This is a genomic window from Vibrio owensii, assembly GCF_002021755.1.
Lineage (GTDB): Bacteria > Pseudomonadota > Gammaproteobacteria > Enterobacterales > Vibrionaceae > Vibrio > Vibrio owensii.
In genome coordinates, this window is record NZ_CP019960.1 from 1,590,371 (window position 1) to 1,613,558 (window position 23,188).

The 23,188-nt window shown below is 46.0% G+C and carries 27 protein-coding genes; 11 read left to right on the plus strand and 16 right to left on the minus strand.

Going from position 1 to position 23,188, the window contains the following annotated elements; all coding sequences use genetic code 11:
• Positions 1-150 precede the first annotated feature (150 nt).
• The 4 genes from A9237_RS23555 to A9237_RS23570 form a co-directional block, all read right to left on the minus strand.
• Positions 151-2,307 carry a prolyl oligopeptidase family serine peptidase gene (locus A9237_RS23555; RefSeq protein ID WP_078609840.1) on the minus strand — a complete coding sequence of 719 codons (2,157 nt, stop codon included), beginning with the start codon at positions 2,305-2,307 and terminating at the stop codon, positions 151-153.
• 176 nt (positions 2,308-2,483) lie between these two features.
• The gene (locus A9237_RS23560) at positions 2,484-4,055 is read right to left on the minus strand and encodes an ABC-F family ATP-binding cassette domain-containing protein (protein WP_078609841.1); all 1,572 of its coding nucleotides are present in this window, start codon (positions 4,053-4,055) and stop codon (positions 2,484-2,486) included.
• Positions 4,056-4,397: 342 nt separating this feature from the next.
• Positions 4,398-4,793, minus strand: coding sequence for a tRNA (N6-threonylcarbamoyladenosine(37)-N6)-methyltransferase TrmO (gene tsaA / locus A9237_RS23565; protein WP_078609842.1), 396 nt, complete (start codon positions 4,791-4,793; stop codon positions 4,398-4,400).
• 8 nt (positions 4,794-4,801) lie between these two features.
• Complete coding sequence (locus tag A9237_RS23570; protein ID WP_078609843.1) at positions 4,802-5,692, minus strand: DMT family transporter; 891 nt, start codon at positions 5,690-5,692, stop codon at positions 4,802-4,804.
• A 114-nt stretch (positions 5,693-5,806) separates the two neighbouring features.
• Between A9237_RS23570 and A9237_RS23575 the strand changes: the two genes are divergently transcribed.
• The 3 genes from A9237_RS23575 (at position 5,807) to A9237_RS23585 (ending at position 7,292) form a co-directional block, all read left to right on the plus strand.
• Entirely contained in the window at positions 5,807-6,400 is a 594-nt protein-coding gene (locus A9237_RS23575) for a TetR/AcrR family transcriptional regulator (protein WP_078609844.1), read from the plus strand.
• A 59-nt stretch (positions 6,401-6,459) separates the two neighbouring features.
• Positions 6,460-6,711 (plus strand): DUF6482 family protein, encoded by a 252-nt coding sequence (locus tag A9237_RS23580; RefSeq protein WP_033005935.1) that lies wholly within the window; start codon positions 6,460-6,462, stop codon positions 6,709-6,711.
• Positions 6,712-6,866: 155 nt separating this feature from the next.
• Positions 6,867-7,292, plus strand: coding sequence for a universal stress protein (locus A9237_RS23585; RefSeq protein ID WP_005439056.1), 426 nt, complete (start codon positions 6,867-6,869; stop codon positions 7,290-7,292).
• A gap of 64 nt (positions 7,293-7,356) precedes the next feature.
• Here the strand turns inward: A9237_RS23585 and A9237_RS23590 are convergent, their stop codons facing one another.
• The 3 genes from A9237_RS23590 to A9237_RS23600 form a co-directional block, all read right to left on the minus strand.
• On the minus strand, positions 7,357-7,575 hold the full coding sequence (locus A9237_RS23590) for a hypothetical protein (protein WP_005439057.1): 219 nt from the start codon (positions 7,573-7,575) through the stop codon (positions 7,357-7,359).
• A gap of 118 nt (positions 7,576-7,693) precedes the next feature.
• Positions 7,694-8,446 carry a DeoR/GlpR family DNA-binding transcription regulator gene (locus A9237_RS23595; protein WP_078609845.1) on the minus strand — a complete coding sequence of 251 codons (753 nt, stop codon included), beginning with the start codon at positions 8,444-8,446 and terminating at the stop codon, positions 7,694-7,696.
• Positions 8,439-9,191, minus strand: a complete 753-nt coding sequence (locus A9237_RS23600; protein ID WP_078609846.1) for a glycerophosphoryl diester phosphodiesterase — start codon at positions 9,189-9,191, stop codon at positions 8,439-8,441. Before A9237_RS23600 ends, A9237_RS23595 begins: the two co-directional genes overlap by 8 nt.
• 230 nt (positions 9,192-9,421) lie before the next feature.
• On the opposite strand from A9237_RS23600, the gene ugpB reads away from it, so the two are divergent.
• The 5 genes from ugpB to A9237_RS23625 all read left to right on the plus strand — a co-directional run bounded on the left by ugpB (position 9,422) and on the right by A9237_RS23625 (position 14,545).
• Complete coding sequence (ugpB, locus tag A9237_RS23605) at positions 9,422-10,729, plus strand: sn-glycerol-3-phosphate ABC transporter substrate-binding protein UgpB (RefSeq protein ID WP_038895557.1); 1,308 nt, start codon at positions 9,422-9,424, stop codon at positions 10,727-10,729.
• Between the two features lie 126 nt (positions 10,730-10,855).
• Complete coding sequence (gene ugpA / locus A9237_RS23610; protein ID WP_078609847.1) at positions 10,856-11,737, plus strand: sn-glycerol-3-phosphate ABC transporter permease UgpA; 882 nt, start codon at positions 10,856-10,858, stop codon at positions 11,735-11,737.
• Positions 11,737-12,585, plus strand: a complete 849-nt coding sequence (gene ugpE / locus A9237_RS23615) for a sn-glycerol-3-phosphate ABC transporter permease UgpE (RefSeq protein WP_005439065.1) — start codon at positions 11,737-11,739, stop codon at positions 12,583-12,585. The genes ugpA and ugpE overlap by 1 nt, the downstream gene beginning before the upstream one ends.
• Positions 12,586-13,743, plus strand: coding sequence for a sn-glycerol-3-phosphate import ATP-binding protein UgpC (locus A9237_RS23620; protein ID WP_078609848.1), 1,158 nt, complete (start codon positions 12,586-12,588; stop codon positions 13,741-13,743).
• A complete protein-coding gene (locus tag A9237_RS23625) occupies positions 13,736-14,545 on the plus strand; it encodes an HAD-IIB family hydrolase (RefSeq protein ID WP_078609849.1) in 810 nt (269 codons plus the stop codon). Before A9237_RS23620 ends, A9237_RS23625 begins: the two co-directional genes overlap by 8 nt.
• Before the next feature lie 71 nt (positions 14,546-14,616).
• Here the strand turns inward: A9237_RS23625 and A9237_RS23630 are convergent, their stop codons facing one another.
• A complete protein-coding gene (locus tag A9237_RS23630) occupies positions 14,617-14,805 on the minus strand; it encodes a hypothetical protein (RefSeq protein ID WP_009706250.1) in 189 nt (62 codons plus the stop codon).
• A 588-nt stretch (positions 14,806-15,393) separates the two neighbouring features.
• Here A9237_RS23630 and A9237_RS23635 point away from each other — a divergent pair.
• The 3 genes from A9237_RS23635 (at position 15,394) to A9237_RS27610 (ending at position 16,074) form a co-directional block, all read left to right on the plus strand.
• Positions 15,394-15,729 carry a hypothetical protein gene (locus A9237_RS23635; protein WP_005439068.1) on the plus strand — a complete coding sequence of 112 codons (336 nt, stop codon included), beginning with the start codon at positions 15,394-15,396 and terminating at the stop codon, positions 15,727-15,729.
• 88 nt (positions 15,730-15,817) lie between these two features.
• The gene (locus A9237_RS27605) at positions 15,818-15,946 is read left to right on the plus strand and encodes a hypothetical protein (protein WP_009706252.1); all 129 of its coding nucleotides are present in this window, start codon (positions 15,818-15,820) and stop codon (positions 15,944-15,946) included.
• Positions 15,946-16,074, plus strand: coding sequence for a hypothetical protein (locus A9237_RS27610; protein WP_009706253.1), 129 nt, complete (start codon positions 15,946-15,948; stop codon positions 16,072-16,074). The genes A9237_RS27605 and A9237_RS27610 overlap by 1 nt, the downstream gene beginning before the upstream one ends.
• Positions 16,075-16,133: 59 nt before the next feature.
• Here the strand turns inward: A9237_RS27610 and A9237_RS23640 are convergent, their stop codons facing one another.
• From A9237_RS23640 to A9237_RS23675, 8 genes are all read right to left on the minus strand, one after another.
• Positions 16,134-16,550 (minus strand): MarR family winged helix-turn-helix transcriptional regulator, encoded by a 417-nt coding sequence (locus A9237_RS23640; RefSeq protein ID WP_005439069.1) that lies wholly within the window; start codon positions 16,548-16,550, stop codon positions 16,134-16,136.
• Positions 16,550-17,464 (minus strand): CDF family Co(II)/Ni(II) efflux transporter DmeF, encoded by a 915-nt coding sequence (dmeF, locus tag A9237_RS23645; protein WP_039840380.1) that lies wholly within the window; start codon positions 17,462-17,464, stop codon positions 16,550-16,552. Before dmeF ends, A9237_RS23640 begins: the two co-directional genes overlap by 1 nt.
• 223 nt (positions 17,465-17,687) lie before the next feature.
• Positions 17,688-18,251: an HD domain-containing protein gene (locus A9237_RS23650; RefSeq protein WP_078609850.1), complete on the minus strand. Its 564-nt coding sequence runs from the start codon at positions 18,249-18,251 to the stop codon at positions 17,688-17,690.
• A gap of 147 nt (positions 18,252-18,398) precedes the next feature.
• Positions 18,399-19,286, minus strand: coding sequence for a hypothetical protein (locus A9237_RS23655; RefSeq protein WP_078609851.1), 888 nt, complete (start codon positions 19,284-19,286; stop codon positions 18,399-18,401).
• A 158-nt stretch (positions 19,287-19,444) separates the two neighbouring features.
• Positions 19,445-20,449: a CobW family GTP-binding protein gene (locus A9237_RS23660; protein ID WP_078609852.1), complete on the minus strand. Its 1,005-nt coding sequence runs from the start codon at positions 20,447-20,449 to the stop codon at positions 19,445-19,447.
• Positions 20,439-20,999, minus strand: a complete 561-nt coding sequence (locus A9237_RS23665; protein WP_005531901.1) for an LbetaH domain-containing protein — start codon at positions 20,997-20,999, stop codon at positions 20,439-20,441. The genes A9237_RS23660 and A9237_RS23665 overlap by 11 nt, the downstream gene beginning before the upstream one ends.
• A 148-nt stretch (positions 21,000-21,147) precedes the next feature.
• Entirely contained in the window at positions 21,148-22,482 is a 1,335-nt protein-coding gene (locus tag A9237_RS23670; protein ID WP_078609853.1) for a dihydroorotase, read from the minus strand.
• 104 nt (positions 22,483-22,586) lie between these two features.
• A complete protein-coding gene (locus A9237_RS23675; RefSeq protein WP_078609854.1) occupies positions 22,587-23,045 on the minus strand; it encodes a Fur family transcriptional regulator in 459 nt (152 codons plus the stop codon).
• Positions 23,046-23,188: the final 143 nt, after the last annotated feature.

Genomic DNA, 23,188 nt, shown 5'->3' on the forward strand with positions numbered 1-23,188 from the left:
CTTATTGGAAATTCTTCAATATCATTTATGTGAACTACGTTGGCATCGCATATTTTTCTGTTCTCCCTAAAACAAAAAACGCAGCCCGAAGACTGCGTTTTGATTCCAATGTAAATAAGCTTAAGCTCTTCGGTTAATCCGCCCTCTCGCTTACAGCTTTTCAACGCCCATATTGAATAAAGTAAAGCTGTAAACATCAGCGGTTTTCTCGATAACCTTGCTAGTCGGTGTGCCTGCACCGTGACCTGCGTTGGTTTCGATTCGAATCAAAGTTGGGTTTGTACCTGCTTGCTTAGACTGTAGCTCAGCCGCAAATTTGTATGAGTGCGCCGGCACCACACGGTCATCGTGGTCACCCGTTGTTACCATAGTTGCCGGGTACTTTACGCCGGCTTTTACGTTATGAACTGGCGAGTATCCTTTGAGGTAATCAAACATCTCTTTACTTTGCTCTGCTGTACCGTAGTCATAAGCCCAGCCCGCTCCTGCCGTAAAGGTGTGGTAGCGAAGCATATCCAATACACCCACCGCTGGCAGTGCCACTTTGAACAGCTCTGGGCGCTGCGTCATCACTGCACCAACAAGCAAGCCGCCGTTCGAGCCACCGTTAATCGCGAGCTTGTCTGACGAGGTGTAGTCTTTATCGATAAGGAACTCAGCTCCGGCAATAAAGTCATCAAACGAGTTTTGCTTCTCTAATTTGGTGCCGGCGTTGTGCCACTCTTTACCGTATTCACCACCACCACGAATGTTCGCGACAGCATAGATACCACCCATTTCCAACCATGCCGCTCGGCTTGGGCTGAAGTAAGGTGTTAGGCTGATATTGAAACCACCATAACCATACAAGATCGTTGGCGCACTGCCGTCCATCGGCGTGCCTTTTTTGTAGGTGATGATCATTGGAATCTTGGTGCCATCTTTCGATTTGTAGAACACCTGACGAGATTCAAATTGTGCCGGATCGAATGGTGCGTTCGATTTGTGGTAAACCTCGCTGTCACCCTCATTGATGTCTAGGCGATAGGTCGTGCTTGGCGTCTTGTAGTTGGTGAAAGAATAGTAGACTTCAGCGTCTTCTTTCTTACCCCAAAAGCCGTAAGCACTGCCGATGTCTGGCAGCTTGATTTCGCGAATGAACTTGCCGTCCATGTCGTATTGTTTGACCATCGAAAGGGCATCAACAATGTAGCTGGCAAACAGGTAACCGCCCGCGGTTGATGGGCTAAGCACGTTGTCAGTTTCAGGAATTAAATCTTTCCAATTCTTCGGCTCAGGGTTGCTCGCATCCACCGTCACCACGCGTTTGTTTGGTGCATCTAAGTTGGTGACCAAATACAGCTTGGTGCCTTTGCTATCAATCACCCAAGTATCAGAATTGGTGTCATCCAAAATAGTTTGCAGCGGACTGTCTGGCTTGGTCAAATCTTTGAAGAACAGTTTATTGCCAGACGTTGAAGTACTTGCCGAAATAAACAGGTAACGTTGGTCGTCGGAAGTGTAACCACGAACGTATCGGTGCTTCTCAGCCTCCGTACCACCGAAGATAAGCTTGTCTTCACTCTGCTTAGTGCCTAGCTCATGGTAGTAAAGCTTGTGTTGGTCGGTTTTGGCCGAAAGCTCGCTGCCTTCTGGCTTGTCGTAACTTGAGTAGTAGAAACCTTTGTTTCCCAGCCAGTTTACGCCGCTGAACTTAATATCCACTAACGTCTCACCGACAGGCTTTTTGGTTTCTACATCAAGCACAACCACTTTGCGCCAATCGCTACCGCCTTCTGAAATGCTGTAAGCGACTAAAGAACCATCTTTGGTGAAGCTCACATTCGCCAATGAGGTCGTGCCATCTTCGCTAAAGGTATTTGGGTCGAGGAAAACTTCTGGCTTGCCATCATCAAGTTGGCGATAAAGCACATCTTGATTTTGCAAACCGTCGTTCTTGTAGAAATAGGTGTATTTACCTTCCTTGAATGGTCGCCCTAACTTCTCGTAATCCATCAACTTAGTTAAGCGTTCTTCGATCTGGTGACGATAAGGAATTTGCGCCAAGTAATCGAACGTGACTTGGTTCTGCGCTTTCACCCAATCTGCGGTTTCTTTACTGCGGTCGTCTTCTAACCAGCGGTATGGGTCACTAACTTTGGTACCAAAATACTCATCCACCACATCGACTTTCTTTGTCGTTGGGTACTTCACCGCCATTTTGTGTACGTGTTCAACCAACTCCTTTGTTGAGTCTTCGGCATAAGCTCCCGGTAATACGCCCGTCATCGCAAACGCGGTCACCAGTGCTAAGGTTTTCTTTTTCATAGACTTCCTTTTCTGTTTTTGTTTTGTGTAATGCATCAAGCATCTTACCCATATCGAAGTAATGATTCTAATAGCTTTGAGAAAATTGCTTGGTGAAGGTTTTAAAGTCACCAAAGCCAAACTAGCCGCTTAGCTTCGGTGATTCCCCTCAATGTGGAGTTATAGACAAGAGCTTGTTAGCTCAGTTCAATGCTTCGAGACACACCCGAATCCGCGGCGAAATCTTGGTCGTGACTGATAAGAATAAAGCCACCTCGATACGCGCTTAGTGCTTGAGCAAGCATGATTTTCGAATCCAAATCGAGGTGATTATCCGGCTCATCCAAGAGCAACAAAGGCTGCGTTGGTTGATGACTGACAATCAACATTGCAAGTTTCATTTTCTCGCCACCACTCAATACGCTGCCCAAACGAAACACACTGTCTCGGCGAAAGCCAATGCCTGCTAGTAATGTTCTGGCATCGCTTTCTTTCATCCCCTCACAATGCTGCATTAGGTTTTCCAACATGGAGAGTTCAGGCTGTATCGCACCGAAGTGCTGGTCGAGATAATAAAGCGGCGTATTGATTTGTAGCTCACCACTTTGCAATGAGAACTCCCCCAAGAGGGTTTTCAGTAAGGTCGATTTACCGCATCCGTTTTTGCCCAACAAATGCAATTTATCATCCGCATAAACTTGCGCAGTGATGGGTTGAGCCGCCCCAAATGGCAGCACGCCTTCTAAAAGCGACACGACTTTTCGCGAACGACTTTGACTGTCTGCCAAATACAGTTTTTGCCCTTTGATTTGCTCTTTGCGCACTCGCAAGCTTTGCTCTTTCTCTTGCAGATGCGCTTGGCGAAATTGCTCGTTTTTATTACGACTAGCTGCTCGGGCTGTGGCTTTATCCTTCATACCATCCAGTAAAATTTTCGGCTGACTGCCATCCTTTCTCAGCTTGTTACCTTGAGCCGCTCTTTGTTCTGCTTTCTCACGATTGCGCTGAGCTTGCTCTTCCAATTGCTTTTTTTGTTTATCGACAGCAGCTAATTGGCGTTCCACAGCTTGTAGTTCGGTGCGCTTTTGCTCAGCATACACGTCGTAATTACCGCCAAACACTTGCAAGCCTAGTCCGGACAGTTCCCAGATTTCCTCCATCTCGCGAAGTAATTCTCTGTCATGACTAATGAGCAGAATCGCTCCTGAGAAATTGCGCATCGAATGAATCAACCACTGCTTGGCATGTGTATCAAGATGGTTCGACGGTTCATCAAGGATCAGCAATTCCACTTCGCTGTCGAACAACTGCCACAGTTGCAAACGTGCTAACTGTCCGCCACTCAATTGCGAGCAAGGGAAGTCTGGCTGTGGTGGCAAACCCATGGTTTCTAACTGCTTAGCAAGTTGGATAGGCAAATCCCATTGTTCACCCACCACCTCAAACAAATGCTCTGAGCAATCGCCCATTTCGATCTGCTTGAGCGCACTTAGCACGTTGTCCTTTGATAAAAATTGGGCAATCGAAAGCTCTCCCGCCAACAAGTGAGATGGTTGCTGGCGATACACCGCAAAGGACCTTGGTAAAGTTACTGTACCGCTGGTTGGGGTTTGCTCACCGCCGAGTATCGATGCAAACACTGATTTTCCGACACCGTTGCGTCCGACTAACCCAACACGACGTTTGGTCATATAACATGAGATTTGCTGAAACAGCATTTCGCCATTACCAAATTGATGACTGATGTTGTAAGCCTGTAAGACTGGCATAATTTGCCTCCTGTATGACAGGGACAACAGCCGTAGCTTGAGATAAATCTAGAGATGAGATCGATGCAAATACATACGCCCATAGAAGCGCTTCAAACAGAAAAATGGTAACTGCAAAGAAATATCGGAAAGTGAGCTACGCCTACTAACCCTGTAAATCCAAAAAATAAAATGAGAGTTGGATGACAGGTTTAGTTGTTCATGTTGGCGTAATCTCCTAAAGAAGTGATGGGCAAAGTCTAAAGGTTTTCTTGTATAAAAAGCAAGCGACTTCTGTCACAAGCCGCTTTCAGACCGAGAGCTCGTTTGGGTGCCTTAGCTTACAAAGGCACAAACCTAGGACTATGCTTCAAAGTAAATCGCAGGTTTGATATCAACCAAAGGCGTGCCATCCAAGCAGTCCAAACCACGCACTTTAATTGCTCCCTCGTCGATAGACTCAATCGGTAAGACCGCTGCGCCAATAGGGTTTGGTCTGTGCGGTGAACGTAAAGCAAATGTGCCCTTCTTTCCTTGCATCATTTCAGGTTGGCGGTTCGCACCAGAAAGCCAATACAGAACCAGTATTTTCTGCCCAACTTCAAGTCCTACGAGCCCTTGGTGATACTGAGATTTAAGTTGAATTTCACACACAGGTCCATCTTGTGACTGAATGTTATTTGGGCACTGAGAAACCTCAGTATATGGCGTACGAATTTGCCCAATAAACTCAAGTTGTAGGGTTTGAATTGTGTTCATATCAACCTCTATTTTTGTTCTGACTTCATCGCTGAAAAAGCGTAAATGGAAATGGTGACCAAGATGATTGAACCACCAAGAATGCTTGCCATTGCTGGGATTTCATCAAAGAAGATTAATGCCCAAAGTGGTGCTAGCACGGTTTCGATCATCAGAATCATGCCAACTTCAGGCGCCGTGATGTAACGGGTCGCGACTTGTGAAAGCACACGCCCAAACGGCGCAGTAAACAGCCCCATCAAGCCCATAATCAGCCAAGTGTTCGCGCTGTAAGTTGAAGGAGCAGCCCAAAACAGCATTGCCATCGCTAAAAACAGTCCACCAAAGCCAACACTTGCCATGCGGCTTACGTGTTGATGCTTACGCAGTTGCACCTGGTTGAGCGACAAACACACCACGGCAAACACTGCTAAACCATCGCCAATCCAGTTACCCGATTTAAAAGAGCCAGAGACCACAATCGCAATACCCACCATCACAGCAACAATCGCAATCCACGTCGAACGCTGGGTCACTTCACCCAAAAACCACCAGCTAAATAATGCAGCCAAAGCTGGTGCTGCGCTCAGAATCACAAAGGTATTCGCAACCGTGGTGAGCTTAATGCTCATCACCAAACCAGCAGCACTGCCGAGCATCAATAAGCCAGACAACAAGACATGCCAGCCGCTCTCTTTCACCGCTCGAACCAGACCGCGCTCATCGCGAAGTTGGATAAATATTGGCATCGAAATCGCGGTAAACAAGCCAAATAGAAATGCGGTATCCACACCACTCACGCCCGAGAAGCGAATAAAAATTGGGTCTAGGCTCATCAGCAGTGCACCAACCAAGGTGATCATCACCCCGGCAAAGCGTGCGCCTTTGGCGTTTAGGTTATTCATTAATGCCGTCGTCATCGTCTTTGTCCTCAAAAAAGAAATCATACTCGCGAGTATGATTTTATAATTTCGGAGTTGTGTCAACAAAAATCATACCGTATAGTATGATTATCAAATCAAGAGAATCTGAGCATGAGCAAGATCGAGCAAAACCGAGAGAAGAAACGCCGAGCTATTTTAGAAGCCGCGAAAGAGAACTTTTTGTCCGAGGGATATGTGTTAGCGAACATGGATAAAATCTCCGCCCAAGCAGGCATGACAAAGCAAACCGTGTATCGCTACTTTCCATCTAAAGCAGCGCTATTTGAAGCAACATTGCGCCAGATAGGTGAAAACATGGATGGTGGCTTCATTAATCACCTACAAGAGGATGACCTGCGAGAAGCGTTGAACTCATTTGGTGAACACTTCGTTTCTTTCCACCTTTCTAATGAGCACTTGGCGACTTTCCGTTTATTGATTGCAGAAAGCGCCAAAGCGCCTGAGATCACGACGATCTTCCGCGAAGTCGGTCCGGACGATACCGATGCCAAGCTCACTCAGTTCTTCCAAGATCGTTTCGATATCAAGGAGCCGGAAACACAGATTCGCCTTTGGACAGGTATGCTACTGTCGATTCGCTCTGGCGTTTTAATGGGAATGGAAAAGCCAACGCAAGCTGAGATTACGGAGCACGTGCAAGAAGTGACTGAGTTCTTGTTGGCGGCAATCGAGCATCAGAAGTGAACTAAAATCCATCGCTCGCCGTAATAGCCAAAGAGTGAAAACACCAATGGGAAACGGCTATGAATCTTTTGATTGAATCGGTCGAGGGTGGTATCTACCTCGCTTACAATGTGGAAAACCATACGAAGTCACTGATATTGAACGAGCACAAAAGCCCGCTCAAATTTGCCAGCCTCTGCGAGGCAAGAGACCACTTTCGAGGAGAAGGATACTCCTCTGCAAAACTGGTTCACCTCAACGCATCCGATGAGATGTGTGGAGAAAGAATACGCTGTGACATGCCATTAGAGATTGAATTGAGCTGGTACTAGTACCGGCTCTTTTTTCGTCCTCCCCTCTGTCTCCTGTCGCTCTTAGGCTGGTGATAATTTGCCAAAACTTTGAGCGATTTCGGGATCTTATCAACACATTTTTTGTTAAAGGCGTACTATGCTATTGGTAGTGTATTCCACAAGAGGGCGTGGTTATGAAATACAAACATATCCTAGTCGCACTGGAACTGTCTGATGAGAGTACTGTGTTGATTGACCGAGCGGTATCTATGGCGAGTTATCTCGGTGCCGAGATTTCTTTTATTCATATCGATGGTACTCATGGCGAAATTTATCGTGAGCTTGTCGATATTAAAGCAAACCCAGACCAAAGACCGTTGAATGAACATTCAATGGAGTGCTTGAAGTCCTTTAGCGATTACATGGAGCAACCATTGAAGCACTTCTTCGTTGGCACGGGTGATTTGGCGGACAAACTGGAAGTGACCATCAAAGAGCAAGAAGTTGATCTGCTTATTTGTGGCCACCACCAAGACTTCTGGAGCAAGATCATTTCTTACTCAAGACATCTGATCAACAAGTCTCCGGTAGATATTCTGGTTGTGCCGATTCACGAGTAGTTTGAATGAACGATCTAAAAAGCCGCCAACGATGGGCGGCTTTTTTTTGTTCTTGTTGGCTCAATTAAGGCTCTATTTCACCAATCGAATACAGCACCAACTCTTCTGGGTTGTTCCCTTCCCCTAACGAGTGAATGTCTTCCCCTTCTTGCTTCAGCTCATTAATCAGCTTGAGCGCTTTATCTTGCTTCACCCCAATAATGGTTGGCATTTCAGAGGCAGAGACACCAAAACGTGTCGCAACAAGCAAGTTTCTGACTTTGGTTTTATCCGATTCAAACATGGCAGGACCTCTTTATTTCCAATCATCTAAGCATAGCGAATCGCGATGAAAAAGCATCACGCAGGTCGAATCAATAACGGATTTTCCTGCGAGTTAGACAAACTCGGTAAGTAACAGCTTAGTTACTGAAAACGCGGTCGAAATAATTGAGTGGCGCCACCTTAGTGTTGGCTCTTCGCTGCCATTTACTTTTATTCGCCACCAGCCACTTTTGTTCGGAATTGGCTAATATTGCTTGGCTGACCTTGGCCTCTCTCAATTCATGTTCCATCGCGAACAACTGAGTATCAACTTCTGTGCGACCAAAATTGACCATCTCTGAATGAGGCTGCGCGATTTCGGTGATACCTGCACAACCAATAATTCCGATGTCTGCGGAAAACTGGCCGTAAAACTGCTCTGCCGAACCATCCACCACGTCGCGATCGTTAGTTCGAATACGACCACCCGGAATCCAAGTTTCGATGTTCTCAAAGTGAGAAAGAATATGCGCCGCTTCGAAGTTATTGGTCACCACACGTAACTCACTGTGATTGGCTAGACGTTCAGCAACCAAAGCAATCGTAGTACCAATACCTAGAAACAAAGTCGTGCCGTTTGGGATCGCTTTGACCACATCATCGGCGATGAGCTGCTTTTCCTGTTGATTGGTGACTTGGCGAGAGGCATAGCTGCGATTGCTCAGAGTAGCAGGCAGTCCGACACCACCATGATGGCGTCGGGTAAGTCCGAGTCGACAAAGTTCATTGATATCGCGACGAATGGTTTGCGTCGTGACTTCGAAACGTTGGGCAAGTTCTTCTATCGAGCAATATTCTTGCTGATGAACCAGTTCAATGATGCTTTGTTGACGGACGTTTAAATTATTCATTCAGTGCGGGTTCTCGTATGGCTGAGGGCACTTTTACTTTATAACGTTGAGGCGTATCTGTAATCATCATATCCACGCCCCAATGCCAATGTGCTTCAACTAATTGAGGAAAGTTTGGTGTATAGCAGAAGAGTTGATAGCCATACTGCTTGATCTTCTGGGCTTGCGATTCAGTCAGGAAGCGGTAATCACAATGCACACTGTATGCATCGATGTGTTGTAGCACGACGGCGGAATCATCTGGAATCTCTTGCCATAGCTGCCCTCTTCTCACTTCTGGCAGGTAGTTTTTCATCATCATTAAGGCTTCTGTGTTAAAGCTAGAAAACAGAATCGCGTCCGCTTCTACGCCTAAGTGCTCAATCACCTGTGCAACCTTTTCGCACAACAGGTCGATTTCGTCACCGGAGTAGACCTTCAATTCAATATTGAGCTTCACACCTGCTCTTGAAGTCAGCTCAAGCGTCTCTTCTAAACTAGGGATAGGTTCGCCTGCGAAGTCATCACCGAACCACAAGCCTGCGTCGAGTGTTCTCAGCTCCTGCCAAGTCAGATCTTTGACTTTGCCTCGACCATTCGTGCAGCGGTTGACCGTTTTGTCATGGATGACAACAGGAATTTTGTCCGCACTGAGCTGAACGTCGATTTCAATCCATTCGCAACCAAACTCAATGGCGCGTTGTATTGCCGATAAGGTGTTTTCTGGAGCCAAACTGGATAAGCCACGGTGTGCTGTTATTTTCATTTTTTATTCCGTCTTTTTCATTTGTTTTCAAATGAACTATCTCAACCCTCAATGACGCTTTGATTACAAAATAGTGACGAAATTAATGTTCAAATAAGTTCATTTTTTTGTAACTAGAACGTCATTTGGCTCATTTAATGTTCATTTGAATTTTTTGGAGCGGATTCATAATCAAAATGAACATTCGCAAGGAAACACCTGTTCAAATCATCCAATGAAAAGGAATCATTATGGCTATTAAACACCTCGCCGGACTTGCAGTTGCAGCGGCATTCATCAGCACGCAAGCACAAGCAAAAACAGAGGTTGAGTGGTGGCACGCGATGGGCGGCGCACTAGGTAACAAGGTTAATGAAATTGCGGCAGACTTTAACGCAAGCCAATCAGAATACGAGATCAAACCGGTTTACAAAGGCAGCTACGCAGAAACGATGACCAGTGCTATCGCAGCGTTCCGAGCAAAAGAGCAGCCAGCGATTGTACAAGTATTCGAAGTGGGTACGGCGACCATGATGGGCGCAGACAAAGCGATTTATCCTGTTTACCAATTGATGGAAGACACCAAAGAATCGTTCAACCCTGATGATTACCTTGCAGCCGTAACGGGTTACTACACCACCAATGAAGGCAACATGCTTTCCCTGCCATTTAATAGCTCTACGCCGGTGCTTTACTACAACAAAGACATGTTCGCAAAAGCTGGCGTAGCAAACCCACCAAAAACATGGAAAGAGATGGAAGAAGTTTCTCGTAAGCTGCTGGCATCTGGTGCGAAGTGTGGTTTCAGCACAACGTGGCAATCATGGACGCAAATCGAAAACTTCGGTGCGCGTAACAACGTTCCTGTTGCCAATAACAACAACGGCTTTGCTGGCTTAGACACTGAGTTTAAGTTCAATGATTCGGCGTTTGTTCGTCACATTGACCAAATGGGCAAATGGTCGAAAGAAGGCATCTTTAAGTACGGCGGTCGCCAATCTGATGGTATGCCACTGTTCTACACCCAAGAGTGTGCAATGACTATGGGTTCCTCGGCAGGTCTGGCTGGCATTAAAGAGAACATGAAAGACGTTGATATCGGCGTAGCCCAACTGCCTTACGATTCAGAGATCGTCGCTAAGCCACAAAATACCATCATCGGCGGTGCATCACTTTGGGTACTTCGTGGTCATTCAAGCGAGGAATACAAAGGCGTGGCGAAGTTTTTCTCTTACCTTTCTAGTGCAGAAGTCCAAGCAGATTGGCACCAGTTCACGGGTTACCTACCAATCACTAAAGCGGCTTACGAGCTAACGAAAGAGCAAGGCTTCTACGCTAAGAACCCAGGCACAGATACAGCGGTTCTACAAATGACGTCAACCGAGCCGACAGAAAACTCGAAAGGCATTCGCTTTGGTAACTTCCTGCAAACTCGTGACATCATCAACGAAGAGCTAGAAGCAGTGTGGGCAGGCAAAGCAACGGCACAAGCTGCGCTAAACAATGCGGTTCGTCGTGGTGACGAGCAGCTACGTCGCTTTGAGCGCACACAGAAGTAACGAACATTAATAACGAACAATATGCGCTGAGTCTTATTCAAATAACCGCTCAGATACGCACTCTCCCCGCCCATCTTGGGTGGGGAATTCGTTCACACACCTTGCCTGTTTTACTTTGGTATTTGTATGTCCTCACCTGTTGTTTTTAAACACAAATGGCTTCCGGTTGCGCTAATCGCACCTCAGTTGGTGATCACCTTGGTGTTCTTCATCTGGCCGGCAGGACAAGCCATTTTCCAATCTTCTCAACTTGAAGATGCTTTCGGCATGAGCCGTGAGTTTGTGGGTTTGGAGAACTTTGAAAAGCTCATCCATGATCCCCTCTACCTAGATTCCTTAATGACCACGCTGCAATTTAGCATCAGCGTTGCGGTGCTCGCGTTGGTCAGCGCACTGGTTCTTTCCGCTTTCGCCGAACAAATCATCCGTGGCGCGACCATGTATCGCACCTTCTTGATTTGGCCTTATGCGGTCGCTCCGGTTGTCGCAGGTTCGTTATGGCTATTTTTATTCGATCCAACCATCGGTGTGATGACCGAACTGTTGAACCTGTTTGGCGTAGACTGGAACCCAACGCTCAATGGCACTCATGCTATGTGGATGGTGATCATCACCTCAACGTGGAAGCAAATCAGCTACAACTTCCTGTTCTTCTTAGCAGCACTTCAATCCGTGCCGAGGTCTTTGCACGAAGCCGCGGCCATTGATGGTAGCGGTCCGATCAAACGCTTTATCACCATTAGCTTCCCGTTGATTTCACCAACCAGCTTTTTCTTATTGGTCGTGAACTTTGTTTATGCGTTCTTTGATACGTTCGCCATCATCCACGCGATGACACAAGGCGGTCCGAGCAACAGCACCTCGACCTTGGTTTACAAAGTCTACAACGATGGCTTTATCGGACTGGATTTAGGCTCATCGGCCGCGCAGTCGGTGATCCTAATGATCTTGGTTGCTTCCCTGACCGTGATTCAATTTAAGTATGTTGAGAAGAAGGTGGCGTACTGATGGTAGAAAGAAGACCGTTTTTCAATCTGTTTTGCCATGTCATTTTGATTCTTGGCATCATTTCGATTGCGCTTCCGGTTTGGATTGCAATCGTAGCAACGACTCATGAGAACAGTGCATTCGCTACCGGCACTCCACTTTGGTTTGGAGACTTGGGTTTTAGTGTATTTACTGACTTGTTGAGTAACGACACTCAGTACAACAACAATACTTTGCCGATTGGCAGCATGCTGCTGAACTCTTTCATTATGGCGATGTGCATTACCATCGGTAAGTTGAGCATTTCCATCATGTCTGCCTATGCAGTGGTGTTCTTCCGTTTTCCGGGACGAATGCTGGCGTTCTGGATGATCTTCTTCACGCTGATGCTACCCGTTGAAGTTCGCATCATGCCGACGTTTGAGGTGATTACGAACCTCAACATGCTCAACTCATTTTATGGCTTAACCATTCCGCTGATTGCCAGTGCGACCGCCACTTTCTTGTTCCGCCAGTTCTTCTTAACGGTGCCGAATGAGTTGGTGGAAGCAGCACGAATTGATGGCGCAGGACCAATCAAGTTCTTCTTCGATATCTTGTTGCCCCTGTCGCGCACCAACATCGCAGCACTGTTCGTCATCACTTTCATTTACGGCTGGAACCAATATCTATGGCCGCTGCTGATCACCACTGACGTGCAGTACTACACCATCGTGATGGGCATTAAACAGATGCTTGGAGTGGTTGATGGTGTTGTGGAATGGAACAAAATTATGGCCACCACCATTATCGCCATGTTGCCACCCGTGATTGTGGTAATTGCAATGCAAAAAGCCTTTGTTAAAGGTCTGGTAGATTCGGAGAAATAAATGTCCACGTTAACTCTTTCAAATATCGCTAAATGTTATCCGAACGGCTATCAGGCGATCCAAAAACTCAATCTTGATATCTGCGACGGCGAAATGGTCGTATTGGTTGGCCCAAGTGGCTGTGGTAAATCCACCCTACTTCGCATGATTGCAGGTTTAGAAGAAATCAGCTCTGGTGAGCTCAAGATCGACACCACAGTCGTCAACGACCTCGAACCGGGTGAGCGCGACATTGCCATGGTATTCCAGAATTACGCCTTGTACCCGCACATGACGGTGTACAACAACATGGCTTATGGTCTGCGCAACCGAAAAACACCGAAAGCGGAAATCGAACGATTGGTTCACGAAGCAGCAAAGATGCTGGAGTTGGATCACCTACTCGACCGCAAACCGGGGCAGCTCTCTGGCGGGCAACGTCAGCGTGTCGCGATGGGGCGTGCAATTGTACGTGAACCAAAGGTGTTTCTGTTCGATGAGCCTCTGTCTAACCTAGACGCCAAGCTGCGTGTTCAAATGCGTTTGGAAATAAAGAAGCTGCAACGTCGCCTTGGTACCACGTCGGTTTACGTTACCCACGACCAAGTGGAAGCAATGACGCTGGCAGACAAACTTGTTGTGCTGAACAAAGGCAACGTCGAACAAGTTGGTACGCCGCTAGAGATATACGACAACCCTGCTTCTCTGTTCGTCGCGACCTTTATTGGCTCACCATCCATGAACATCTTAGATGGCAATGTTAGCGCTGACGGCATTACTATTGGTGACGCACTGCTCCCTGCATCCACATCAAACTTGGATTTGGGTGAAGTTAAACTGGGACTTCGTCCGGAGCATTTACAAATCAGCCAAGATAACCCATGGTTGCAGGTAGAGGTCGAATTGATTGAATCGCTCGGTGCTGACTTGTTGCTCTACTGCCGCACAGAAGGCGATGACTCGCAAAAGCTGGTTGTTCGCGTTGAGGGGCATACGCCGATTCAAATTGGCGACAAGCTTGGTCTGGATATCAAACCAAAGCATGTTCATCTATTTGATGCCAACACAGAAAAGCGCATCGAGTGTACACTGGCTCCAGCGGTGTCACTGCAAGACCTCAGTGACAATACCCAAGCAATCAATCCTAAAGTAAACAAACAAGGAGTGGTGAATGCCTAACCCGTTATCAGATCTCAATGTGGAGAACCTGAAACAGATCGAATGGCTGCTGACCGACGTGGACGACACGTTGACTTGGCAAGGCAAACTGCCACCAGAGACATTAGTTGCGTTAACCGAACTAGAGCGCGTGGGCGTGAAAGTGGTCGCAGTAACAGGTGCGTGCGCCGGTTGGTGTGACCAAATGGCAAAAATGTGGTCACTGCATGGTGTGATTGGTGAAAATGGCGCGTTTTGGATGAGAAAAGACGCGACAGGATTCAACACCACCTTCGCTCGCCCAGCCGAAGCGATGCGCAACGAACAACGCGCATTGCAAGAAAGCATTGCGGGCATTTTGGCAGAGTATCCTGATGTCGAGTTCAGCCAAGATCAGAGTTTTCGCTACTGTGACGTTGCGGTGAACATCGCGCAAGATAGAACGCCAGTTCCCCCTTCCACGACAATGGAGCTTCTTAATCGCATCGTGAATTTGGATGTGGAGTCTCACCCCGTTAATGCCACATTGAGTTCGATTCACATCAATGCTTGGGTAGGTAATCACAGTAAGCGTACTAGCGGTGAAGCGTACATTAGGCAGTTCAATAATGGTGAGCTACCGAGTTTGGAACGTATCACTTATGTGGGAGATTCATTGAATGATGAAGGCATGTTTGAATGGCTACCAACAACCTTTGGCGTAAACAACATTCGCCCTTTATTGGAGAAACTGAATCACCAACCTAGCTTTTTGACCGAGGAAAATGGCGGCTTTGGGTTTGCACAATTGGCTAACCTTATCGTCAAAGCCAAAAGGCAGTAACGACTTTTAACAGGGCTGTTTGGTAAAAGTGCAGCCTTCGAAAGGGTTAGATACTTAGGTAAATGGATACCCTAAGAATAGGAGGACGCGGTTCTCTCTTCGGCGAACAGTCGATGGATGAATTGGCGTTCTTCTTCACTCAAACGCACTGTCACTTCCTGTTTGGTTGCATTCTGAACCAACTGATAAACCTCATTCAATTGCGATAACGTCAAAGAATTCAGTTTTTGCTTTATTGCACTAAATTGCTGCTGTTCCATATTTTTATGCTACTTATTCCTTATTTCATCTCTCATTGAGAAAAAAAGACACTCAATCCAAATATCACCATGGAGGGGGGAAATATATTCGGATTGAGTGAAAAGAAGGAGTAAAGACTGCGGCGGATTGCATGAGAAAATCAAACTCTCAATCTTTATTAAGCACTCCAACGAGAAAAAGAATATCGCTTTCTGATGTATTTATAATTAGCAGTTGTGAAGTTTATTTATCATAAGTGCTTAAAAATCTCTCACCGAGAAACACCGCTTAAGCCCTTGCTGTACTTAGCATTTCTCCAATTCAAGTAGCCTACCATACCCAGAATGGACAATCTCGCAACAAAGATTGCTTGTTGTTTTCACTAATTATTTTTGTTTGTCGCATCCAAAAGCAGCCCATATTATCCGCAGCACAAGGGATGACATTCCTTACGCTCTTTAACAATCAAATGCCGTGCTTCCTCATCTGCAACTTTCCTACTGATGTAAAAATTTCCTTTTGATTCCCATTTTCTAATTTTTACAACCACTGCGCAGAGCATTTAAAGCTGTGTTCTGCATTACAGTCTATTCATGTAGGAATTCATCGTGGATAAATATCAAGCTGCATACGCTAAGCGTCTAGAAAAACTGAAAGGCAATCGTTCGCCAAAAGCTATTGCACGTATTTCGGCGTGGGATGCGTTTTTTAACAAAGAATACGAGATGCAAGATCTAGAGTCTCAAATGACAGACTCAGCTCGCAAGCACTACGAGCAATCTGACGTTAAAAATGAAATCAGCTTTGGTTCATTCAAACGCGCGTTCTATAAAGAATCGATCGTGATTTATGACCTAACCGATGGTGCTTCAATTCAGAAGGTGTTCACACCACTACTTGTGCTAACAACAGCATGGGTACTGTTCGTGTGTTTTACCCAGTAATTGAATAACCGAATTTAATAAGCAATAGATAAACTATTGGCAGAGTGTTTATTACCTTTGTTCAATACAAACAGTTGAGAGTTTAAGGATGAAAGGAAGAAACATTGCGGCATTTGCCATTGTGATGGCAGCACTAACGTTTGGGTATGGCTTTAAAGCGTACCAAGAGGCTAATGGTGTCATTTACCCAACCTTTAAGAAGGAGTTTAATCTCTAATGCCTAAGATTACCCTTCTGCTACTCGCAACGACAGTCGCCATGGGCATTACTGGCGCTGCATTCTGTGTTGGCGTCACTTACGCGTTTACACAATTGCCAATAGAGCAAATTCTATCGAGCTTATAATAAAAAAGTAGAGCATTTCGGTGCTCTACTTTTTTGCTATTTATGGTTTAAAAAACCAATCAAAATTCTCGATTCATCTTCTCTAAACAGGCGAACAAAATCGCTTGATGCTCAGGGTCGATATTGCGCGTTAAGTCTTGAACCAAATCCAAATGCAGTTGATTGTGATGACGGTGAATCTCTTCACCCGCTGGTGTGAGCTTCACGACAATCGCACGACGATCTTCTGGGTGCGGGCAACGCTCAATAAGCTCTGCTTTTACCAGCTTCTCAATTTGAACCGTCAGCGTACCCGTGGTGATACCGAGTTTCTCGGCCAACTCTTTCATACGCATTGCACCATGCCCACCCAACACTTCGATGGTGTGAGTTTGAGCCAGTGAATAACCCGTTTCTTTTACTACAGATTGCTCCCAAGAAGACATTTTGTCATAGAACTCGGTAAGCGTTTGATTCAGCTTTTCTAATTCGCGCATCAGTCAGTCGTTTGAACTTCCAAAGTCAGGTGGTGAATCTTATCAAATTTACTCAATAATTGCTTAAATTCATCCAGCGTTTTGTCGCTATGATTTTTTAATGCGATTGCCGCAGAGTAATGGTGACCACTCACTTTCCAGATGTGCAAATCAACGATCTCGGCATAAGGCGTGAGTGTTTCTGTAATCTCATCTCGGTAAGACTTGTTGATGCTCTCGTCCAACAATACAGGCGCCGTTTGCTTCATTAAGCCCAAGGTCCATTTACCAATCACAACGGCACCGACAATACCCATCATGGCATCTAACCAAACCCAACCGTAAAACTTACCGACAATCAGCGCCACGATCGCCAATAAAGACGTCAACGTATCCGCCAACACGTGAAAATACGCAGCGGTTAAGTTGTGGTCGTGATGATGTTCATGCTCATGATCGTGAGAGTGGTGATCGTGATGGTCATGCCCATGATGATGGTGATCTTGCAGAAGTAGCATGCTTGCGAGGTTAACCACGAGACCAATCACCGCGACCATGATCGCCTCGTTGAATTGGATACTCTCTGGATTGAAGAGACGATGAATCGACTCAACCATCATCATCAGTGCCACAATCCCCAACGCAATCGCACTGGTAAAACCGCCAAGTACACTCACCTTGCCCGTACCAAATGAGAAGCGATCATTGTGCGCATTTTGTTTCGCGTAGCGGTAAGCAAAAAGAGTAATACAAAATGCCGCTGCGTGTGTGCCCATGTGCCAACCATCTGCGAGCAATGCCATTGAGCCAAACATGGTTCCGGCAGCAATCTCCACCACCATAGTGGTCACGGTTAGAATCAATACGTAGAGCGTGCGTTTTTCACCCTTTTGGTTGTGAGAAACGAAATCATGTGAATGTTGCGATACAGCCATTGCGACACTTACCTTCCAATTTTAGTTTGATTATCAAATTATTTGATTTTAATTTAGTTTGACTATCAAACAATGTCAACCTAGGAAAGCAATTTGATCAAAGAAGAGAGAGAAAAAGGATCTTGCTGAGCGCAGAAAACGCAAATGTAATAAAGCACTTAAGCTCGCTAGAGAAGCCTAAGTGCTTTTGAAGAAAGTGATGTTCTTGAGTTGAGAGTCGGGACTAACGCTCAGCTAATCGGCGGGTATCTTCATCGATGATCGCTCGAAGCGCTTTGGTCAGATCATCAAAGTCGGTGTGCTTTTTGCCGTATTCCAGATTAAACGCGTAATTGAAATCACCAGGGTTATCACCTTGCGTGTGCTGCAGAATGGTCTCTAACTTATCCAACGCTTTGGTGAGGCGAGCTTCTTCGGTAGTGGCACTGTCATATTCCAACCAAAGGTCCAACAACTCCTGTTGCAGAGATGCGTCTAGTGGAGCGATAAGCTGCTTCAAATCCGCCAGTTCTAGCGCACTTTTATCCAGCCCATCGTGTTGCTCCAACGCTGAAATGTCACCACTCACAGCTTCTGCTAAGTCATGCACAATGCAAAGCTTGAGCACTTTTAGCATGTCTAAATGCGGATAATGTTCTGCCACCAGTATGGCCAGTAAACACAATCGCCATGTGTGCTCAGCCGTGCTCTCATGGCGACCAGATGATGTCCAAGCAGTGCGCAAGGTGCTTTTGAGCTGCTCCGCCTCACGCAGAAAAGTAAGAATGCCAGGTAGCTTGTCGATCATGTTTACACTCATCTCTGTCTGTTTTGCCAAAGACTAGCGGATTGCCTTTCATGAAGGAAGCAAATCGCTCGAACCTTTGTTTCAAATAGAGGCGTTAAGCATCTGTCGTTAAACATCTGCCGTTAAACATCTATATCGAACACTTGGCTAGAGTACTTTTGCTCGCAACTGGGCAACCTTCAAACTGCCTGAATCCAAAATGATTTTTAGATCCTGATGCACGCGCATGTCGTAGTTATCACCGTTCTTCGCTTTGGCTTTCCAAACCACATCGTAGCTCACTGCCCAACCAGAGTTTTGATCGCCCTTGATGGTCAAGCCTTGGATATCGTGTGAGTTCCAGACGATGTTGTCCGTCACGCCTTTGTACCAGCGAAGAAAGTCTTGGTATGACTGCATAGGGAAATCTGGGTACGCCATATCAACGGGCTCTGCGATACGAGCAAGGAAGTAGCCTGATTCGCGCTGATGGTCAAAACCTGCGAACCACTGGTAAACAAAACTTGCGATGTCGTTTTGGCTCAACTGTGAACGAGCCTCTGCATCGTACGTCTGACTCAAAACATTCATATCAATTTGTAGCAGCTCAATCTCGCCCGCATCATTGAAAGTGAAATATTCCGTCCAGCGATGTCCATCTGGGTTGATGGTATCACTTTGACCGTCTTGAGTTTGAATCAGTGTGCCGAACAGCTCAACCTTCACTCTTCCGTCTTTCGAAACCGGAGCAATACGGTAGCTAAAATCATCTTGAGTTTGGTAAATCTCAAACCAGTCTTTAATAGATTCAAGATGCCCTGCTTTTCCTTTGTATTCTGTCGCTGTTACGTCGTTGACAAGCGTTTTGCTGTCGTCAGAAAACAAGGTTTCACGCACTCTAGCAAATGCATCGAACCCTTGCTCTCCAAGCAGCTGATACTGAGCAAAAAACGCATTGATAGTGGCTTCGTTTTGAGCCTGTTTGTTTGGCTCATTCGCCAAAGAGAAAGCACTCACTAAAACCAATAGTGAAGCGAGAAATTGTTTTACGCGCATGGATTTTCCTCCCCCAAGGATATGCTGATCAAATTGTATGATAACGATTTGAATTACCGGGGATTAGAGGAATAAAGACTTAAGAACTATTAGCGAATACCTAATAATTAGAAGAAAGAAAAAGGCACCTCACGAAATGAGATGCCCAAGTTCGCAGTTTATGCTGATTCACACGAAAGCAGTTTGGCTTCAAATTGATCGTCAATGCTGTCTGCAATCAATTCGATGCGGCTTTCGGCACAATCATCCAACTCCACTTCGGTTAGTCCATCGGGCGTTAAGTTGTAGCCATAAATGCCATCGCTCGTAATAAACACCGCTTTCATGCGCTCAACTTCTAACTCCACCAACAAAGGAATCAGCTTCCGACGGTCAAACACTTTCTCCGGTGAGAAGCGCCAACCAACACTTTGGAAGCCTTCGCCTTCATTGGTCGCTTTAATAATGCCACTCTCTGGCATTGGCATGTCTGAAGCCAAAGGCTTGTCACTCGCATGATGGTGGTGATGGTGTGGCGGATGCTCATGAATGGTGGTTTCACCTTCAAATTCATGAAAAGGAATCACACCGTGCTCCGCGAAAATCACTTTTGTATTTGGACGACCAACTTCCGCCACGTAAGCTTCTAACTTCTGGGTATCACCCTCTTGATAGAGATCGAGCTTGTTACCTACCACCGTATCGGCAATGGCGATTTGCTGATTGAATGTATCGTGCTCGGTGTAACGAAGATCTGTCAGTTTACGAGCATCAACTAAAGTGATGTTCTTTTGCAGTGACAACACTTGTCGATAATGATCCGTCGATAAAACCTGTAACACCTCTTTTGGATGCCCAAGGCCCGTCGGCTCAATCAACAAGCGGTCGGGCTTCGCTTCATTCAGCAGTTGATTCAGTGCGATTTGCATTGGCAATCCCGCCGCACAGCACATACACCCGCCGGGTACTTCACGTATAAAAACTTGCTGCTCTTCGCTTTGCTGCCCTTGAACCAAGCTGCCATCAACACCGATTTCGCCAAACTCATTCACCAAAACAGCCCAGCGTTCATTCTCTGGCTTATTCGCCATCAGGTTCAAAATCGCAGAGGTTTTACCGACGCCCAAAAACCCGGTAATAATGTTAGTTGGAACCCCAAGTATGGGCTGATTATCAGAGCTCATTGGCAATTCTCCTGTAGCCTTGAACCAGCTCGTGGTTTGCCGAAACCACAGACTCCGAAAACGCCGAGTATTCTGGCGGCACTTTCGAGATGCTGTTCAAATCAAAGTCGGCACCGATATTGGTCATCGGCGGAACATGGAAGTTCTCTGGCAAGTCTAGTCCATCCACCACACAGTTATGACGAATCACACAACCTGTACCAATCACAGCATTAAACACCACGGAGTTAAAACCGATAAACACGTCATCACTGACTTCACATGGGCCATGAATGATAGAACGGTGCGCAATCGAAGAACGCTCTCCAATGGTCACGGCTGCACCTGCTTTTGAGTGGATAACGACGCCATCTTGAATGTTGGTATCGCGCTTGATCACGATGGCTTCCATGTCGCCTTGCTCGTTCACTTCATCGGCACGAATCACCGCGTAAGGACCAATAAAAACGTTATCTTCAATGATTACTTTGCCACAGATGATCGCCGTTGGATCAATGAACGCCGTTTCCGATACTTCCGGCATGTGACCAGTAGGATTTCTTCTTAACATATTGATTTCTCTTTATTCGGTGCCTCAAAGACACTCAAGCTACGACAACTATACTTCTACAAATAAAGCCCAAAGAAAGCGGATAAATGTAAGCTTTCGAAAATAAACTGAGCTTTCAAATAATCTAAGTTTCTGAAAAACGTGAATCCTAGCGCTCAAATACCAATCGCATGGCGTGTGCAGCCTGCTCATTCACTTGCTGGTTGGCATACACTAAACCGCCATTGACCCATGTATTCTTAATTTGAGCCGAGAACTGGTGACCAGCAAATGGCGACCAACCACAATGGTACAAGCTGTTCTCGTTCGTCACTGGCGTTGGTGCTGCGGCATCAACAAGAACCAAATCAGCAAAGTAGCCTTCACGAATAAAACCGCGCTCCTGAACACCATAACGAATCGCCGGGTTGTGAGCGGTTTTCTCTACCACTTGCTCCATCGTCATGTGACCGCGACTCACTTGATCAAACAGCGTCAATAGTGCGTGCTGCACCAAAGGTAACCCTGCAGGTGCTTGGTCGTAAGGGACTTGCTTCTCTTCCCAAGTGTGCGGGGCATGGTCCGTCGCAATAATATCAATCTGACCTGTGCTTAATGCCTTTAGTAGCGCGTCACGATCGCTTGGGTACTTCACCGCTGGGTTGCATTTAATTTGGTTACCACGATTTGCATAGTCTTCATTGCTAAACCAAAGATGGTGAACACACGCTTCTGCGGTGATGCTCTTACCTTGAATCGGGCCCGCTTCAAACAAAGCCAATTCTTTTGCTGTCGTGATATGCAGTACGTGCAGTTGGCTGTTGTGCTTCTTCGCTAACTCAACAGCGTAAGAAGAAGAGGCATAGCAAGCTTCATCGTCACGAAGTACTGGGTGGTCTTCAATGGTGAATTCCGACTTCTCTTTCAACAGACGTTCTTTATTCTGAGCAATGACAGAGCCACTTTCACAGTGCGTTACAATCAATACTGGCGAATCACGGAAAATCTCATCCAATGCTTGCTCGTCTTCTACCAATAAATCTCCGGTAGATGCGCCCATAAAGACTTTCACACCACAGTGCTTCTTTGGATCGAGTAATTTGATTTGCTCAAGGTTGTCTTCTGTTGCGCCAAGGTAGAAAGAGTAGTTCGCCAGAGAGCTTTGTTCTGCGATGGCAAATTTGCGCTCCAATGCTTCAATCGTCGTGGTTGCTGGGCTTACGTTTGGCATTTCCATGAAGCTCGTGATGCCACCAGCGACGGCTGCGCGTGATTCGGTTGCAATAGAGCCTTTGTGAGTCAGTCCTGGTTCGCGGAAATGTACTTGGTCATCGATCATTCCAGGGATCAAATAGCAACCTTTCGCATCGATAACGACATCACTTTCCCTTGCTGCTATGTCAGTTGCGATGGTTTCGATTCGTTGATCGACAATTCGCAAATCGGTTTCGGTGATGGTTCCTTCATTTACTACACGGGCGTTTTTAATGAGCGTTGCAGACATAGCGGTTCAGAATCTCCTTGCTGATGATGCTAATGGTTAGGATGTATTTGAGGAAAAGGCGACGAAGTCGTCATGGTGTGAGCCAAGCTCAATAAAAAGCACGGCTATTTGGTGTCGGCGCAGTCATCACACACACAATTGATTTCTAATTGCGGACTAACGACGGTAAACCCCTCTTGTTTTGCATGAGATTTAAGACCATTAATCAATTTAGGATCGATGGCTTGTTCGCTGATCTTGTTGCACTTGGAACAGATAAGAAATTGAGGGATACCGTGCTCGTGTTCGCAGAGAATATGGGAGCATACGATGTATTTATTGGAAACTTTAAGCTTGTGAGCCAGATGCTCACCTTCAAGAAAATCCAAGATTCGATACACAGACATAGCCTGAATATTCTGCTCAAAATGGGCTTTGCAATAATCCACTAGCTCATAAGCTGATAACGCTCTATCGGCATGGACCAAGGCTTTCAACACCAGTTTTCTCTTAGAAGTTAATTGCTTTCCCTGAGCCTTAAAACTCTTCTCAACATGCTCAATAATGGCGTCAATATTGCTCACTCTCACCTCACACAAGACACACGCTACCTTTAAATAATTTTGATTATTGTTATGTTATAACATAAAAAATAGATTCATCAAGGTGAGACCAAAGTGAACGCGACTTGGGAATGCGCATTAGATCCGTTACTCTAATTAGCTCG